The organism is Croceicoccus marinus, assembly GCF_001661675.2.
GTDB lineage: Bacteria > Pseudomonadota > Alphaproteobacteria > Sphingomonadales > Sphingomonadaceae > Croceicoccus > Croceicoccus marinus.
In genome coordinates, this window is record NZ_CP019603.1 from 420,231 (window position 1) to 436,842 (window position 16,612).

The following is a 16,612-nucleotide window of genomic DNA, read 5'->3' on the forward strand; positions in this document are numbered from 1 at the left end:
ATCAGCGCATCCCCGGCAGTTTCTGTTTAAGGTCAGCGTATTTGCCGAATTCCTCGCGCGCGATGGCGCGGCAATGCACCTCGTCCGGGCCGTCGGCAAAGCGCAAGGTGCGGATGCTGGCCCACATATGCGCCAGCACCGTGTCCTGCGACACGCCCGCGCCGCCATAGGCCTGGATCGCGTCGTCGATGATCTGCAGCGCCATGGTGGGCGCTTGCACCTTGATCATCGCGATCTCGCTCTTCGCCGCCTTGTTGCCCGCGCGGTCCATCATGTCGGCGGCCTTCAGGCAAAGGAGGCGGCTCATCTCGATATCGATGCGCGCGCGCGCGACGCGCTGTTCCCAGACCGAGTGGTCGGAAATGCGCTTGCCAAAGGCGACGCGCCCGGTCAGCCGGCGGCACATCATTTCCAGCGCGACTTCCGCCGCGCCGATGGTGCGCATGCAGTGATGGATGCGCCCCGGCCCCAGCCGGCCCTGCGCGATCTCGAACCCGCGCCCCTCGCCCAGCAGCATGTTGGTCGCGGGCACGCGGACGTTTTCCAGCACCACCTCGCCGTGGCCGTGCGGGGCGTGGTCATAGCCGAACACCGACAGCATGCGTTCGATGGTCACGCCGGGCGCGTCCATCCGCATCAGGATCATCGACTGGCTGCCATGGCGCGACCCGTCGGGATCGGACTTGCCCATTACGATGGCCAGTTCGCAGCGCGGATCGCCCACGCCCGACGACCACCACTTGCGCCCGTTGATCACGTAATCGTCGCCGTCGCGGATGATCGAGCATTCGATATTGGTCGCATCCGACGAGGCCACGGCGGGCTCGGTCATCAGGAAGGCGGAACGGATCTTGCCCTCCATCAGCGGCGCCAGCCAGCGGTCCTTCTGCTCGCGCGTACCATAGCGGTGCAGCACTTCCATGTTGCCGGTGTCGGGGGCCGAGCAATTGAACACCTCGCTCGACCATGGCAGCCGCCCCATCTCCTCGGCGCAGAGCGCATATTCGAGGTTGGTGAGCTGCTCGCCCTGAAATTCGAAGCTGTCGTCGACATGGGCGCGGCCTGCGCGCGGCGGCATGAACAGGTTCCAAAGCCCTGCTTCGCGTGCCTTTGGCTTCAGCTCCTCGACCACGGGGATGACTTTCCAAGGGTCGCCCTCGTCGTGCTGGGCGCGGTAATCGTCGGTGCGGGGGCGGATCTCGCTCTCGATGAAATCCCGTACCCGGTCGCGGAATGCGCGTTGCCGGTCGCTCAGCTCGAAATCCATTATACCCTCTTCCCTATGGCGTAGCGCACCCTTGCAGCGAGTCGCCCGTTCTATCGCGATTTACATACGCTATTTTCGATAAATTCAAAATTCCACGGAAAAACGTGCTTGGCAAGCGTGCCTGATTTATTATTTTGCGAATCAACCTTTGGGAGAGAGATGATGAAAGCAGCCGTTTTGCGCGCCGTCGGCGCCCCTCTGGAGATAGAGGATGTCGCCATTTCCAAGCCCGGCCCGCAAGAGGTGCTGATCCGCGCCATCGCCACCGGCGTGTGCCATTCCGACCTGCATTTCCAGAAAGGCCACTATCCCGCCGCGCTTCCGACCGTGCTGGGCCATGAATGTGCCGGGGTCGTGGAGCAGATCGGCTCCGAAGTGCGCACGGTGAAGCCGGGCGACCATGTCGTCACCTGCCTTTCCGCCTTTTGCGGGCACTGCGAGTTCTGCGTGTCGGGCCATCTGTCGCTGTGCGAGGAGCCGGAGCTGCAGCGCGCCAGGGACGAGGCCCCGCGGCTGGGCACCGGCGACAGGCCGATGACCCAGTTCCTCAACCTTTCCGCCTTTGCCGAGCAGTTGCTGATCCACGAACATGCCTGCGTGAAGATCCGGCCCGACATGCCGCTCGACCGGGCGGCGCTGATCGGATGCGCGGTGACCACCGCCTACGGTTCGGTCATCCGCACCGCCGAGCTGCGCCCCGGCCAGAGCGTCGCGGTGCTGGGCTGCGGCGGGATCGGGCTTGCCACCATCAATGCCGCCGCCATCGCGGGCGCCGGGCGGATCATCGCGATCGACCGGGTCGCGTCCAAGGAACAGCTCGCCCGCGAATTCGGCGCGACCGATTTCGTCGACGCATCGGACGGCGATGTGTGGAAAAAGGTGCTGTCCATGACCGCGGGCGGCGTCGACCATGCGTTCGAGGCGATCGGCCTGACCGCCACGGCAGAGGAAGCGTTCCGCATGCTGCGGCGGCGCGGCATTGCCACGATCATCGGCATGATCCCGGTGGGGCAGAAGCTGTCGCTGAACGGCTATGAATTCCTCAAGGAGAAGCAGATCCGCGGGTCGTTCATGGGATCGAACCAGTTCCCGATCGACATTCCGCGCATCGTCGATTTCTACATGAGCGGGCGGCTGAAGCTGGACGAGATGATCTCGCGCCGGATCAGGCTGGACCAGGTCAACGAGGCGTTCGCCGAGATGGAGAGCGGGGCCATCGCGCGATCGGTCATCACCTTCGACTGACGGCGGCGATCAGCCCTCTCGTTCGCGCGGGCGCATCAGGCTTTCCTGCATGACCGTCGCGATCAGCGCCCCATCGCGGTCGACCACGTGCCCGCGGCTCAGCCCGCAGGCATGGGCGGCCCAGGGGCTGTCGGTGACAAAGGCCAGCCAGTCGTTCACCTGCGGCGTTTCGTGGAACCAGATCGTGTGGTCCAGGCTGGCCGACTGCACATCGGGCGATCCCGGCCTGACCCCGTGCGGCAGCAGCGCGGTGCGAAGGAACATCATGTCGGACGCATAGGCCAGCACGGCGCGCTGCAATACCGGATCGGGCTTTACCGGGCGGCGCAGGCGCATCCACCATCCCGACGCGGGCTGCGCCTGCGCGCTGCCATACAGCGTCGCGGGGTCGAAGGGGATGACATCGACCGGGCGCTCCGCGAACCGGTCGATCATGCGGGCGAGCGGACCGTGGCGATTGGCCTCGGCCCATTCGTCGAAACGCTGCTGCGCTTCTTCCGGGCCGATCGGCGGGCTTATGTCGGCGGCATGGCGCCAGCCCTGCTCCGCCCGGTGGAACGAGGCGACCATGGTGAAGATCACGCCATTTCCCTGCGCCCCCTCGATCCGGCGGGTGGCAAAGCTGCGCCCCTCGGTCAGCGGCGTCACCGACAGATCCATCGGATCGGCGGCAGCCCCGGCCTTGAGGAAATAGGCATGCGCCGAATGGGCGAGCCGCCCTTCCCTCTCGGCCAGAGAGGCTGCCATCAGCGCCTGCGCAAAGGCCTGCCCGCCGAACAGACGGCTGCCAAAGCTTGGCCCCGTCGGCCCCCGATAAAGGCCCTCGCCGGTTTTCTCCGGCACCAGCAGCCCGCTCAGATCAAGCATTCGTTCTCCCTTTCGCGTGTTTTGACACTGACACCATTTGATTGTTGGGCTGTCTTAAATCGCCGTTGCTGTCAAAGGTGATTCGCGCCGTTGGATCGGCAGGACCTTCGGCACGTCATGCGGAGCGTATTGGGGCAAGACAACCTATTCAACTGATATAATACCTGTTTTCAGATAAAGCTCCGCCCCATGCCCGTCATCCAGAACCGCGCAAGAAAATCTTTTGACTCTCGCTCTACTTTAGCCGATGCTTGGAAAGTCACAGCAAGCACGTACAGGAGAGATTTATGACTTATGTCGGCGGGCGCATCGTCAATGACGCGGATGCCCACACCATGGAAACGCAGGACTGGCTGGCCCCCTATCTCGAGGGCGAATACAAGGAAAAATACTCGCAGGTGTATTCCAGGGGCGAGGGCGGCGAGCGGATCGTCAAGATGATCGACGCGGCCAAGGCGCGGAAGACCAACCCCGAGGAACGCGCCAAGGTCGCCGCCAATCCGATCGAGGGGCCCAAGGGCTGGCTCGGCTATGGCGGCTTCGACAAGGAGGAACGGGTCGAGGCGCTCGACTGGCTGGGCTTCAACAGCCAGCTGGTGTTCCCGACCTTCGGCCTCGCTGCGATCACCCGCGCCAAGTCCGAGGATCAGGCCTATGCCGCGGCGCGCGCGCTGAACCTGGCGCAGATCGATTTCTGCGACGCGGACGAACGGCTGGTCGCGGTGGCGTTCTGCCCGCTGGACGATCCGAAGCGCGCATTGGAAGAAGCGAAATTCGCGGTCGGCAAGGGCGCGGGCGCGGTGATGTTCTCCGCCGAGGCGGCGGGCGGACGTTCGCCGGGCCATCCCGACCTCGACCCGTTCTGGCAATATCTGCAGGACAATCGCATCCCGTTCCAGCTGCACATCGGGCCGGGCACCAAGCGCCAGCCCGAAGGCTACATGAACAACGGGCGCGAACGTTCGCCCGACCTGCACGGCGGGGGCGAGAACCTGCGCTTCCCCGATTTCATGTGCCTGTGGTACGCGCCGCAGGAATTCCTGACCGCGCTGGTCTATGATGGCGTGTTCCAGCGCTTTCCCGGCCTGCGCGGCGGGGTGATCGAATGCGGCGCGGGATGGGTGCCCGAATTCCTGCGCATGCTGGACCACGGCTATGTCTCGTTCTCGAAGTCCGATCCCTATCTGCAGTCGATGGACATGAAGCCTTCGGACTACATCAAGCGCGCCGTGCGCTTCACCCCGTTCCCGAACGAGGACGTTGGCTGCATGATCAAGGACAGCGTGCCCGAACTCTATATGTTCTCCAGCGACTATCCGCACCCCGAAGGGACGCGCGACCCGTTCGGCAAGTTCGAAGCCTCGCTCGAAGGGTTCGACGAGGATGTGAAGGACATGTTCTACCGCTCCAACTACGACCACATGCTGTTCCGCGAGGACCAGGCGGTGGCGGTCGCCGCCGAATAGGGCAGCGGCAGGCGCGAATCGCCCTGGGGCGGATCGTGGGGGCGTGTCGCCATTGGCGGCGCGCCCCTTTGCCTGTCCGGGCGCCCTTCTTCCGCCATACCGCCGAGCGGATCGGCCCATCACACGCATACGCCAGCCACCTTCTCTCCCGCACGCGAAACCCGGTATTCGGACTTTCGCCCGCGCTCTCGGTCCTTGCCTAGCGTCCCTCTTCGAAATTGCCATACCCTATATTCTATTTATGGGTTGGCAGCGGCAATCTTTGTGCTATGCATACTCCCGATACGAATGGGAGAAGGTATGATCGTCAGGCTGCTCTCGGCTGCTGCATGCGGCTCGGCAATCCTAGCCATCCCTGCGGTTCGGGCGCAGATGCCGCCTTCGCCCACGCCCGTCGTCGTCGATGTCGAACAAGGTTCGCTCTCGGGCGATTCGCAGGGCGGGGTCGATGTGTTTCGCGGCATACCCTATGCAGCACCGCCGGTCGGACCGCTGCGCTGGAAAGCGCCGCGGCCGGTTCCGGCCTGGCGCGGAATCCGTACCGCAACCGCGAACGAGCCTGCCTGCCCGCAGCCGGTCGATCCCGATCCATCGGTACCGAACTTCGGCGGGGTTCAGGGCGCGCAGTCGGAAGACTGCCTCTACCTCACGCTTTTCGCACCCGCGAATGCCAGCGGCGCCCCGGTGGTGGTGTGGCTGCACGGCGGGGCCTATTTCCTCGGCGCGGGCAGCCTCGGCTCCTATGACGGGACTGCCAATGCGCGTGACGGGGTGATCACGGTCGACGTCAATTACCGCCTCGGCTCGATGGCGAATTTCACCCACCCCGCGCTGGCCGCCGAAGGGGACGCGGAAGGCACCGGCAATTACGCGATGATGGACGCGGTCGCCGCGCTGGAGTGGGTGCGCGACAATATCGCGGCGTTCGGCGGCGATCCGGGCAATGTCACCATCGCGGGCCAGTCGGCGGGCGGCGGGCTGGTCACCGGCCTGCTCTCGCTCCCCGCGGCGGAGGGGCTCTATCACAAGGCGCTGATCCAGTCGGGATCGCTGCTGCGCCCCGACCGCGACGAGCGCGAGGCGAGCGAGGCCGTCGTCAAGGCGCTGGGCGACATCGGCCTGGGCGCGGATGCCAGCGCCGACGATCTGCGCAGCGTCTCGGCCCAGACGCTGGTGGCGACCCCGTCGCTGATGCGCGGCTTCTATTTCACGACCAATGCGTACAACCCCAACGCGACGATCGACGCGCTGAAGGCCGGGACCGAGCAGGACGTGCCGGTCATGGTCGGCACCAATGCGGGCGAAGGCGGCTTTGGCAATGCGCGCATCGTGGCGGATCTGGCCGGCGACAGCGGCGCGCCCGCCTTCCTCTATCGCTTCGACCATGTGCCCGCCTTCCGCCAGGCGGAATGGACGCAGGGCCCGGTCCACTCGGCCGAGCTGATGTTCAGCTTCGATTCCATCGACACCTCCAGCTGGGGCGGCCCCGACGCCGATGCCGCCGACCGGGCGCTGGCGGAAAAGATGCAGTCGTGCTGGACCGCCTTCTACAAGATGCCCGCGGACAGCCGCGCGATACGCTGCGCCGACGGTTTCGTGTGGGAACCTTATGGTGCAGCGCGGCAGGCCGCCATCTTCGAAACGGATGGCCCCGCGATGGCCCCCGCCGCCGATCTGCCCGACGGGCCGGAGGAAACCGCCAGCAACTAGACCGACAGAGGCCGACCCATGATCGGCCCATTACAGGGAAGTGGGAGAAGGACAGGATGAAGGTCAAATCATATTACCTGCTCGGTTCGGCAATCGGCGCGGTGGCGTCGATGGGACTGGCAGCACCCGCCATGGCGCAGGACGCGGACGCGGCCATCGCCGCCGATCCGCAGCCGCTGCGGACCGAACCGGCCCCGCGCGAGATCGTGGTCACCGGCTCCTACCTCCGCGTGGGCGAGCAGGAGGACGGCGCGCTTCCCGTGGACGTGTTCGGGGTAGAGGAGCTTGAGGTGCGCGGCATCGAAAGCCCGCTCGAATTCATCAAGACGCTGCCGTCGGTCGGCACCTCGCTGGGCGATTCCAACCAGTACGGTGCGGGCAACAGCCAGGGCGTCGGCTCGCTCAACCTGCGCAACCTGGGGCGTGAGCGTACCCTGGTCCTGTTCAACAGCCGCCGCTACATGCCCGAACCCGGCGACGGCGCGGTCGACACCAATTTGATCCCGATGTTCGCGCTCGACCGGATCGAGGTGCTGAAGGACGGCGCGGCATCGACCTATGGCTCGGACGCGATCGCGGGCGTCGCCAATTTCGTCACCCGCCGCGGCTTCGACGGGCTTGAGGTGGAGGGCAACTATACCTTCATCGACGGGTCCGACGGCGACTGGCAGGGATCGATCCTGTTCGGCAAGAACCTTGGCGATGCCAACATCATGCTGGGCGCCGGCTATCAGCGCCGGTCAGAACTGCCCACGACCGAGCGCGACTTCACACAGCAGGCGTTTTCGGACAATCCGTCGGGCTATTCCCCGGTCAGCAATCCGGGCATCTATATCCCGCTGTTCAACGGCACCCCGATCGCGGGGCCTGCACAGGACGGACAGCTGGTCGACGCATGCGAAAGCCTGGGCGGCATCGACGAGGGCGCGGTCTGCCGCTACTCCTATATCCCCTTCGTCAATCTGGTGGAGGACCAGGAACGCTATCAGTTCTACGGCCAGCTGGACGTGGATCTGAGCGACAGCACCCGCTTCCATTCCGAGGCGATCTATGCCCACACCTCGTCGGATTCGCTGGGATATTCGCCCAGCTATCCGATCACGTCGGGCCCCAACGGGCCGGGTAGCATCGGGCAATTCGTGGTGCCCGCCTATAATCCCTATTTCGGCGATTTCCTGAACCAGACCTTTGCCCCCGGCACGCTGCCGGTGGCGCCCAATGCCGCGCTGATCTATCTGTTCCGCCCCTTCGCGCTGGGCGGCAGCCCTACCGATCCGCGCGGCGCGGGGCTTGGCGGGGCCGAGAACAACGGCTGGCGCGTCGTCGGCGGGCTCGAGCATGATTTCTCCGACGATTTCTCGGGCCAGGTCTATGGCACCTTCCTGCGCAGCACGCGCACGGCCTATTCGCTCGACTTCATCAGCCAGCGGCTGCAGTCGGCGCTGTTCGGCTTTGGCGGGGAAGACTGCACCGGCGGCGTGCCGGGCGTGGGCGGGTGCGAGTTCTTCAATCCCTTCATCAATGCCGCACCGGGCAATCCGGCGCTCGGCCTCGACAATCCGGGCTATGTTCCGGGGAACGAGAACAGCACCGCGCTGCTCGACTGGGTCCGCCAGCCCAGCGGCACCACCGGGATCGAGGAGCAATTCATCCTCGACATGGTGTTCAACGGCTATTCGAACCTGTTCGGCATGGATCTCGACTATGCGTTCGGCGGGCAGTACCGGCATACCGACTATCGCAACAAGCCGATCAACCGGTTCAGCGATCCGCTGCTGTACCCCTGCGTGAACGACGGCGATTTTTCGTGCCTGGAAGATCCGGACGACAACAACTTTCCGACCGGGCCGTTCACCTTCCTGGGCCAGTATCCCGCCGACAGCCTGAACCAGAGCGTCTATGCCGTCTTTGCCGAGGCGCGGATCGAGCCGTTCGACGGTTTCGAGCTGATCGGCGCACTGCGTTACGAGGATTACGGCGATCCGGTGGGATCGACGCTGAATCCCAAGCTGTCGGCCCGCTGGGCGGCGACCGAGTGGCTGACTTTGCGCGGATCGGTGGGCGACACGTTCCGCGGGCCGCTGCCGGTCAATCTGACGCTGGGCGGACCCAGCGGTGTTGCGGGCATCGACGTGCTGGGCAACAATTACAAGGCGACCGACAATACCGGCAACCCGGACCTCGATCCCGAAACCGCGCTGACCTATAACGTCGGCGCCGTGGTCGAATTCGGCGGCTTCAGCGCAAGTGTCGACTTCTGGACCTATGAGTTCAACGGACGCTTCACCGATTTGCCGGTCCAGGCGATCGCCGCCGCGGTCGCGCCGGGCGGGACCAGCGGCAACCAGCTGGCCGATTGTTCCAGCCCCTTCACCCAGTTCGTCACCTTCGCGGGCGGCGTGTGCGAACAGGGCACGACCATCGGCGACGACATCTCGCGCATCCGCACGCTGACCGTGAACGGGCCCGACGTGACGACCCGCGGGCTCGACTTCTCGCTCAGCTATGTGCGCGACTTCGGCAATTTCGGCCTCTCGGCGGGCGCGAACGCGACCTATACCCTGGAATATGACTTCACCGATTTCGTCTATGAAGGGCTGACCTTTTCGGAAGGATACGACGCCAAGGGCTTCGCCAACTACAACCGCGCCCCCGGCACCGTGTCGCCCTGGCGCGCCAACGGCTATGCCTCGGCACGGTTCGGCAATGCGTCGCTGACCTGGAACATGACCTATATCGACGGGGTGACCGACAATCGCACGCCCGACGATCCGTTCGCGGGCACGGTAGGGTCCTTCTTCAAGAACGACCTGCTGGGCGCCTACACCTTTGACATAAAGGGAGGCCAGCTGCGCCTCAGCGCCTCGGTCGAGAATATCTTCGACCAGGATCCACCGCTCGCGCGCCTTGAATACAGCTATGATCCGTTCATCGGCACCGCTCTTGGCCGGACCTATCGGCTGGGTGCCAGGGTCTCGTTCTGACTCCACTCCGGACGAGACCGAGATGGGGCCGGGGCTACGCGCACCCGGCCCCTTTTTTTGCGCGTCAGGCGCGGCTTTCGTCCAGCGCCGCATAGATCAGCGTCTTGAGCTGGCGGCGCAGCGGATAGATGTTCGAAGGATAGAGCTGCGTCATGAAGACCATGGTGATCGCCTCCACCGGATCGACGAAGAAGGCGGTCGAATAGGCCCCGCCCCAATAGAATTCGCCCTTGCTGGCGGGCATCAGCGTGCGGGCCGGATCGATCACCGTGGCGAAACCCAGACCAAAACCGGTGCCTGCATTGCTCGCCTCGGAAAACAGGCTTTCGGACATCTGCGACAGATCCTTGCCGCCCGGCAGATGGTTCGCAGTCATCAGCGCCAGCGTCTTGGGCGCCACGATCCGCGCGCCGTCCAGCGATCCGCGATTGCCCAGCATCGTCACGAAGCGCTGGTAATCCGCCATCGTCCCGGCCAGCCCGCCGCCGCCGCCCTGGAACTTCGCGGGACTCGCGAAGCGGCTGCTGGCACCCGGATCGATCATCCTGGGCGCGCCGCCCGGCTGATAGGCCCAAGCATCGGCCAGCCGATCCAGCTTGTCTTGCGGCACATGGAAGGCGGTATCGGTCATGCCCAGCGGGGCAAAGATGTGCTTTTCAAAATACTCGCCCAGCTTCATCCCCGACAGGCGCTCGATCGCGATGCCCAGCACGTCGTGCGACACCGAGTAGTTCCAGCGCTCGCCCGGATGAAAATCCAGCGGGATGGCGGCGAGCTTCGCGACATATTCGTCCCCGTCCATCTCTCCGCGCGCAAGGTCCAGATTGTGCTGGCGATAGGCGGCGTCGACATTGGTGCGGTTCTGGAAGCCATAGGTAAGCCCGGACATATGCGTCATCAGGTCGACAAAGCGCATCGGGTGCGCAGGCAAAGTGGGCGCAAAGGGCACCGCCCCGCCGCCGCCCGCATAGACGCCCAGCTTCGCGAATTCGGGAATGACGCGCGATACCGGATCCTCCAGCGCGACCGCGCATCTTTCGACCAGCTGCATGAAGGCGATGCAGGTTACCGCCTTTGTCATCGAGGCGAGGCGGAAGATCGCGTCGTCGCGCATTTCTGTCCCGTCCTCGCGCATCCGGCCCTGCATGCCATAGTGTACCGGCGTGCCTTCGCGCGCGACCAGAACCTGCGTCATCGGCAGCTTTCCGCTGTCGATGTAGTGCTCCTTCAGGAAGCTGTCGATCCGCTTCAGCCGGGCGGCATCCATGCCCAGCTGCGCCGGGTCGGTGATGTCGAACATATATTCTCTCCCGCTACATACCCTTGTTTCATTCCGCGCGATGGCCCGATCGGGTGCAACCGGACCTGAAAGCATCGTTCTGCGGGGATCACTCTAATCACTCGCGACTAGAAAAACATACCCGTTCTTCATTTTTATGATTTCCGGGCTTGCGCTCGGCGGGCTCTCCGATCAAGATGCGGGTCAACAACACAACATCCAAGGAGAGGTTCACGATGCGCGAAGCCGTGATCGTATCGACCGCGCGAACACCGCTGGCCAAGGCGGTGCGCGGTGCGTTCAACGCCGCCCACGCCGTCCAGCTGGGCGCATGGTCGGTGGCAGAGGCGGCAAGGCGCGCCAATCTTTCCGGCGAGGAAGTGGACGACGTGCTGATCGGCGCGGCGATGCAGCAGGGGCAGCAGGCGCCCAACATGGGCCGGCTGGTCGCGCTGCGCGCCGGATTGCCGGTGACGGTCGCGGGCATGACCATCGACCGGCAATGCTCGTCGGGGCTGATGACCATCGCCACCGCCGCCAAGCAGATCATCGTCGACCGCATGGACATCTGCATCGCGGGCGGCGTCGAATCGATCTCGGCGCTGCGGTCGGGCAAAAGCAATATCGTGCCCGACGAAGGGCTGATCGCGATGCATCCCGCCACCTATATGCCGATGATCGGCACGGCAGAGGTCGTCGCAAAGCGCTATGGCATCAGCCGTCAGGCGCAGGACGAATATTCGCTGCGATCGCAGCAGCGCACCGCCGCCGCGCAAAAGGCCGGGCGCTTCGATGACGAGATCGTGCCCGTCACCACCACCATGAACGTCACCGACAAGGCGACGGGAGAGGTCTCGCAGCGCGAAGTCACGATCGACATGGACGATTGCAACCGCCCCGACACCACGCTGGAAGGGCTCGCCTCGCTGCAGCCGGTGATGGGCGAAGGGCACACGATCACCGCGGGCAATGCCAGCCAGCTGTCCGACGGCTCCTCCGCCGCGGTGCTGATGGAGGCCGGCGTCGCCAGGGAACGCGGGCTTGCCCCGCTGGGCCGCTATGTCGGCATGGCGGTCGCGGGGACCGAGCCAGACGAGATGGGCATCGGCCCCGTCCATGCGATCCCCAAGCTGCTGGACCGGTTCGGCCTTTCGATGGACGACATCGGCCTGTGGGAGCTGAACGAGGCGTTCGCAGTGCAGGTGCTCTATTGCCGCGACAGGCTGGGGATCCCGGACGACAGGCTCAATGTCAACGGCGGCTCGATCTCCATCGGCCATCCGTTCGGCATGACCGGCGCGCGCTGCACCGGCCATGCGCTGATCGAGGGGAAGCGGCGCGGCGCCCGATATGTCGTCGTCACCATGTGCGTGGGCGGCGGCATGGGCGCGGCCGGGCTGTTCGAGGTTCTCTGACCGTGGAAACGACCGCACTGGACACGTCCCGCTGGACGCCCCCCGCCGGCTGGCCCGCCATGAGCCGCCGGCAATGCCGCGAGATCCTGACCGCGCCCGGCCAGCGATTCGAGATGGAAGAGGTCGAGATCCGCGGCGTGCGCCTGCGCACCTGGAAGAACGCCCCGCCCAGCCTGCGCGCCATCGCGCTGGCGGGCCGCACACATGGCGACAGCGAATTCGTGGTGTACGAGGATGAGCGCGTCACCTTCGACGGCTGGTTCCGCGCCGTCGCCACCCTGGCGCATCATTTGCAGGAACTGGGCGTCCGAAAGGGCGACCGCGTCGCGCTGGCGATGCGCAACCTGCCCGAATGGCCGGTCGCCTTCTTCGCCGCCACTTCCATCGGCGCGATCATCGTGCCGCTCAACGCATGGTGGACCAGCGCGGAACTTACCTATGGCCTGTCGGATTCGGGCGCCAAGGTGCTGATCTGCGACGACGAGCGGTGGGAGCGCATCGCGCCGCATGCGGGCGAATTGCCCGGTCTGGAACGCGCGCTCGTCTCGCGCGCGGCAACGCCGCTCTCGCCTCCGGCCTCCGCGCTGGAGGATCTGATCGGCACGCCGCCCGATTACACTTCTCTGCCCCCGCGCGAACTGCCCGATGTCTCGATTCTGCCCGATGACGATGCCACGATATTCTACACCAGCGGCACCACCGGCATGCCCAAGGGCGCGCTGGGCACGCATCGCAACATCACCACCAATGTGCTGTCGGGCGCCTATGCGGTCGCCTGCGCCGCGCTGCGCCGGGGAGAGGTTCCGCCCGAGCCGGTGAAGAAGACCGGGCTGGTCGTCATACCGCTGTTCCACGTCACCGCCTGCTCGGCCAGCCTGATGGGCAGCGTGGTCGCGGGCAACCGCGCGGTCTACATGTACCGCTGGGACCCGGAAAAAGCCTTCGCCATCATCGAGCGCGAGAAGGTCAACGCCACCGGCGGCGTGCCGACCATCGCATGGCAATTGCTGGACCACCCGGCGAGGGACAGGTTCGACCTCTCCTCGATCGAATCCATCGCCTATGGCGGCGCCCCCGCCGCGCCCGAACTGGTCCGCCGCATCCACGCCGAATTCGGCGCATTGCCCAGCAACGGATATGGCATGACCGAGACGATGGCGACCGTCACCAGCCATTCGAGCGAGGACTATCTCAACCGCCCCGACAGCTGCGGCCATCCCGTGGCGGTCGTCGACATCAAGATTACCGGCGAGGACGGCGAGACCGAACTGCCGCCCGGCGAAGTGGGCGAGATCTGGGTGCGCGGGCCGCAGGTGGTGAAAGGCTATTGGAACAAGCCCGAGGAAACCGCCGAATGCTTCATCGAAGGCTGGGTCCGCACCGGCGACCTGGGCCGCATGGACGAGGAAGGCTTCCTGTTCATCGTCGACCGCGCCAAGGACATGATCATTCGCGGCGGCGAGAACATCTATTCGTGCGAGGTCGAGAACGTGCTCTACGACCATCCAGCGGTATCCGACGCCGCGCTGGTCGGCCTGCCCCACCCCACCCTGGGCGAGGAACCCGCCGCCGTCGTGTATCTCGCCCCCGGCAAGACCGCGAGCGAGGCGGAGCTGCAGGCCTGGGTGGGCGAGCGGCTCGCCCGCTTCAAGGTGCCGGTCAGGATCGGCTTTTCGCCCGAAACCCTGCCGCGCAACGCCAATGGCAAGATCCTGAAGGGCGAATTGCAACATCTGCTTGACGGCGCTACGGAAAAGGCGACGACGGGCGAGGTCCGGCCGCCGTCGAGCGGCTGAGACCTCTTGGCCGAAAGGCCGCATCGAGGGGCGCGCGGACCAGGAAAGACATGGCAGTGAAGGCGAGCGCCGAAACCGAACGGTTCGAGAAAAAGCGGCAGGACGTCATCGACGCCGCCTCGGTGCTGATCAACGAGCTTGGCGTCAAGGGCATGACCTTTGCCGATGTCGCGGCCGAGGTGGGGCTGAACGCCACCAGCATCACCTATTATTTCGGGCGCAAGGAAAGGCTGGTCGTCGCGGTATACGAAGCGACTCTCGACCGGCTGGAGGCGATGGCGGCCGAGGCGGGCGCGCAGCCCGATCCGCGTTCACGCGTGCGCCATTTCCTGCACGCCAATATCGAACTGCGCAAACGCATCCGCCGGGGCGAGCGCGGGCTGATCACCGTGCTGGCCGAAATGCGCACGCTGGACGAGGATGCGCAGCAGCCGCTGCTGGATCATTTCCGCCGCATCTCGCACTGCCTGCGCGATTTCTTCGGCCCCGCGAAGGACCCGATGGGCAAGGCGCTGAACACCGCGCGCGCGCACGCGCTGCTGGAATCGGTGTTCTGGTGGCCGATCTGGTCGCTGCGCTATTCCACCCACGATTTCGACCGGATCGAGGAGCGCTGGTTCGACATCCTCGAAAACGGCATTGCGGCCCGCCCCGGCGAATGGCAGCCGCAGCCACTGGGCCGCGACTGGCGCACCGATGACGAGGGCGAGGCGAACACGCTGGACCAGTTCCTGAGGTCCGCGACCGCGATGATCAACCAGCGCGGCTATCGCGGCGCGTCGGTCAATCGCATCGCAAAAGAACTGAACGTCACCAAGGGCAGCTTCTATCACCACCACAGCGCCAAGGACGACCTGGTGCTTAGCTGTTTCGAGCGCAGCTATGACCGGCTGGCGGCGGTGCAGCTTGCCGGACAGGCGCTTGAGGCCGATTACTGGACCCGCCTGTCGAGCACGCTGGCCGAGCTGATCGATTTGCAGTTCTTCGACGGCATGCCGCTGCTGCGCACCACCGCGCTCCACGCCATTCCCAGCGAGGAGCGCGAGGATGTGGTGACGCGGTCGAACCGGCTGGCGCGGCGCTTTGCGGGCATGCTGATCGACGGGATCGCCGATGGCTCGATCCGGCCGGTCGATCCGCTGATCGCCAGCCAGGTGATCATGTCGACGCTGAACTCTGCATATGAAGCGCGCCACTGGGCCGAGCGGTTCGACGATCCGGCCAAGGCGGTGCGCTATTACGGCTGGGTCTTCACCGCCGGGCTGTTCACGGATCCGCCGGATTGATCCCCTGCGCCGCCGCGGCGGGCAGGTGACGCGGTTCGCGCACCCGCGCCAGCAGCACGACCAGCGCGGCCAGTAATGCGACGATGATCGCACCAAACAGCGGCACGAACCCGGCCAGCGCCACGGTCACGCCCGCCAGCACCGGGCCGAGGGCGGCGATCGCGCCCTCCACCGTGGTCACGAAGGCGAGGCGCATCGGCGTGTCCTTCTCCTCGCCGAATTCCAGCACCATCGTGCCGGCCGCCAGCATCCAGCCCGAACCGCCCGCGCCCAGCAGGACGAAGGCCGCATAGATCGCCGTCTCGCCTCCCGCGACAAGCAGCAGGACAACCCCCGCCAGCGAACAGGCGAGCGAGGCGGCATAGACCCCGCGAAAGCCCCAGCGGTCCCCCGCATTGCCCCAGATCACGTTCGACAGCGTATCCGCGCCCAGATACAGCAGGCTCAGGCTGCCGATCAGCGCGCCGTCCAGCCCAAGCCGCGTGCCCGCATAGATCGTCCAGAATGGCGCCCCCACCCGCGCCGCGGTGCCAAGGCTGTGCGCGACAAGGTAGAAGCGGAAATCGCGGTCCTCCATCAGTTGCGGGAATTCGCGCAGCCTTTCGCGAAACGGGCGCTGCGGGCGGGGAAAGACCAGCGCAGGCTCGCGGATCATGGTTTTCAGCACGACCAGCCCCATCGACGTCAGCACGAAGGCGGTCAGGAAAGTGGTGGCATAGCCGTTGCCCAGCACGTCGCCCTCGATGAAGACGGTCCCCGCGACCCAAGCCAGCACCGCCGCGATGGCCCCGCCCGCAAGATTGCGATAGCCTTGCAGCCGCCCGCGCTTGCGGATCGGGATCAGCTTGGCCATCAGCATCTGGAAGGCGACCCGCTGCGCCCCATTGAAGAAGCCCAGCACGAACAGGAATAGGAAGACCAGCGCCGCTTCCCACACCCCCGTCAGCAGCCAGCCGGTCAGCGCAAGGCCCAGGATCTGCACCCGCATCATCGTGCCGATGCGGATCGCATAGGGCAGGATGTGGCTCCGATGCTCGATCCGCGTCCCCGCCGCGATGGGAGAGATTGTGGCGCCCAGTTGCAGCAGCGCGCTGCCCAGCCCCACCGCGGCGGCGCTGCCCGTCAGCATCTGCAGATAGGCGGGGATGATCGTGGGTGCATAGATCAGGCGAAAGCCGGTCAGCCCAAGCACGCCATGGATGAAATTGGCGACATAGTTGCGCTTCAGGTTCTCCTCGACAAAGCGCGCGTTCGCCGCGACCGGGTCCTGCGGTGCGTCTTCTGAAGGTTCCAAGCC

Annotated in this window: 11 protein-coding genes; 7 read left to right on the forward strand and 4 right to left on the reverse strand. The window is 65.5% G+C overall.

Annotated features, from left to right (window positions below; all coding sequences use genetic code 11):
• Position 1: 1 nt before the first annotated feature.
• A complete protein-coding gene (locus A9D14_RS16120; RefSeq protein WP_066850203.1) occupies positions 2-1,267 on the reverse strand; it encodes an acyl-CoA dehydrogenase family protein in 1,266 nt (421 codons plus the stop codon).
• Between the two features lie 162 nt (positions 1,268-1,429).
• Between A9D14_RS16120 and A9D14_RS16125 the strand changes: the two genes are divergently transcribed.
• The gene (locus A9D14_RS16125; protein ID WP_066850694.1) at positions 1,430-2,512 is read left to right on the forward strand and encodes a Zn-dependent alcohol dehydrogenase; all 1,083 of its coding nucleotides are present in this window, start codon (positions 1,430-1,432) and stop codon (positions 2,510-2,512) included.
• A 9-nt stretch (positions 2,513-2,521) separates the two neighbouring features.
• Here the strand turns inward: A9D14_RS16125 and A9D14_RS16130 are convergent, their stop codons facing one another.
• Positions 2,522-3,379, reverse strand: a complete 858-nt coding sequence (locus tag A9D14_RS16130) for an acyl-CoA thioesterase (protein WP_066850205.1) — start codon at positions 3,377-3,379, stop codon at positions 2,522-2,524.
• Positions 3,380-3,666: 287 nt separating this feature from the next.
• On the opposite strand from A9D14_RS16130, the gene A9D14_RS16135 reads away from it, so the two are divergent.
• The 3 genes from A9D14_RS16135 to A9D14_RS16145 all read left to right on the forward strand — a co-directional run bounded on the left by A9D14_RS16135 (position 3,667) and on the right by A9D14_RS16145 (position 9,539).
• Entirely contained in the window at positions 3,667-4,845 is a 1,179-nt protein-coding gene (locus A9D14_RS16135; protein ID WP_066850214.1) for an amidohydrolase family protein, read from the forward strand.
• 300 nt (positions 4,846-5,145) lie between these two features.
• Positions 5,146-6,555 (forward strand): carboxylesterase/lipase family protein, encoded by a 1,410-nt coding sequence (locus A9D14_RS16140; RefSeq protein ID WP_232468984.1) that lies wholly within the window; start codon positions 5,146-5,148, stop codon positions 6,553-6,555.
• A gap of 56 nt (positions 6,556-6,611) precedes the next feature.
• Positions 6,612-9,539, forward strand: a complete 2,928-nt coding sequence (locus tag A9D14_RS16145) for a TonB-dependent receptor domain-containing protein (protein ID WP_232468986.1) — start codon at positions 6,612-6,614, stop codon at positions 9,537-9,539.
• A 64-nt stretch (positions 9,540-9,603) separates the two neighbouring features.
• On the opposite strand, the gene A9D14_RS16150 is transcribed toward A9D14_RS16145, so the two are convergent.
• Entirely contained in the window at positions 9,604-10,839 is a 1,236-nt protein-coding gene (locus tag A9D14_RS16150) for a serine hydrolase domain-containing protein (protein WP_066850216.1), read from the reverse strand.
• Between the two features lie 215 nt (positions 10,840-11,054).
• On the opposite strand from A9D14_RS16150, the gene A9D14_RS16155 reads away from it, so the two are divergent.
• Genes A9D14_RS16155 through A9D14_RS16165 form a run of 3 tightly spaced genes read left to right on the forward strand, consistent with a single transcriptional unit; the run spans position 11,055 to position 15,315 of the window.
• Entirely contained in the window at positions 11,055-12,233 is a 1,179-nt protein-coding gene (locus A9D14_RS16155; RefSeq protein ID WP_066850697.1) for an acetyl-CoA C-acyltransferase, read from the forward strand.
• Between the two features lie 59 nt (positions 12,234-12,292).
• On the forward strand, positions 12,293-14,029 hold the full coding sequence (locus tag A9D14_RS16160; protein WP_083988165.1) for a class I adenylate-forming enzyme family protein: 1,737 nt from the start codon (positions 12,293-12,295) through the stop codon (positions 14,027-14,029).
• A 50-nt stretch (positions 14,030-14,079) separates the two neighbouring features.
• Positions 14,080-15,315, forward strand: a complete 1,236-nt coding sequence (locus A9D14_RS16165) for a TetR/AcrR family transcriptional regulator (protein ID WP_066850219.1) — start codon at positions 14,080-14,082, stop codon at positions 15,313-15,315.
• Here the strand turns inward: A9D14_RS16165 and A9D14_RS16170 are convergent.
• A complete protein-coding gene (locus tag A9D14_RS16170; protein WP_066850222.1) occupies positions 15,296-16,609 on the reverse strand; it encodes an MFS transporter in 1,314 nt (437 codons plus the stop codon). The genes A9D14_RS16165 and A9D14_RS16170 overlap by 20 nt on opposite strands.
• Positions 16,610-16,612: the final 3 nt, after the last annotated feature.

What these genes read in the sequence shown, in the direction of transcription:
- A9D14_RS16160 (WP_083988165.1), top strand. Translation starts at nt 12,293, where the DNA reads ATGAGCCGCCGGCAATGCCGCGAGATCCTGACCGCGCCCGGCCAGCGA.
- A9D14_RS16150 (WP_066850216.1), bottom strand. Translation starts at nt 10,839, where the DNA reads ATGTTCGACATCACCGACCCGGCGCAGCTGGGCATGGATGCCGCCCGG.
- A9D14_RS16135 (WP_066850214.1), top strand. Translation starts at nt 3,667, where the DNA reads ATGACTTATGTCGGCGGGCGCATCGTCAATGACGCGGATGCCCACACC.
- A9D14_RS16155 (WP_066850697.1), top strand. Translation starts at nt 11,055, where the DNA reads ATGCGCGAAGCCGTGATCGTATCGACCGCGCGAACACCGCTGGCCAAG.
- A9D14_RS16120 (WP_066850203.1), bottom strand. Translation starts at nt 1,267, where the DNA reads ATGGATTTCGAGCTGAGCGACCGGCAACGCGCATTCCGCGACCGGGTA.
- A9D14_RS16165 (WP_066850219.1), top strand. Translation starts at nt 14,080, where the DNA reads ATGGCAGTGAAGGCGAGCGCCGAAACCGAACGGTTCGAGAAAAAGCGG.
- A9D14_RS16125 (WP_066850694.1), top strand. Translation starts at nt 1,430, where the DNA reads ATGAAAGCAGCCGTTTTGCGCGCCGTCGGCGCCCCTCTGGAGATAGAG.
- A9D14_RS16130 (WP_066850205.1), bottom strand. Translation starts at nt 3,379, where the DNA reads ATGCTTGATCTGAGCGGGCTGCTGGTGCCGGAGAAAACCGGCGAGGGC.
- A9D14_RS16140 (WP_232468984.1), top strand. Translation starts at nt 5,146, where the DNA reads ATGATCGTCAGGCTGCTCTCGGCTGCTGCATGCGGCTCGGCAATCCTA.
- A9D14_RS16145 (WP_232468986.1), top strand. Translation starts at nt 6,612, where the DNA reads ATGAAGGTCAAATCATATTACCTGCTCGGTTCGGCAATCGGCGCGGTG.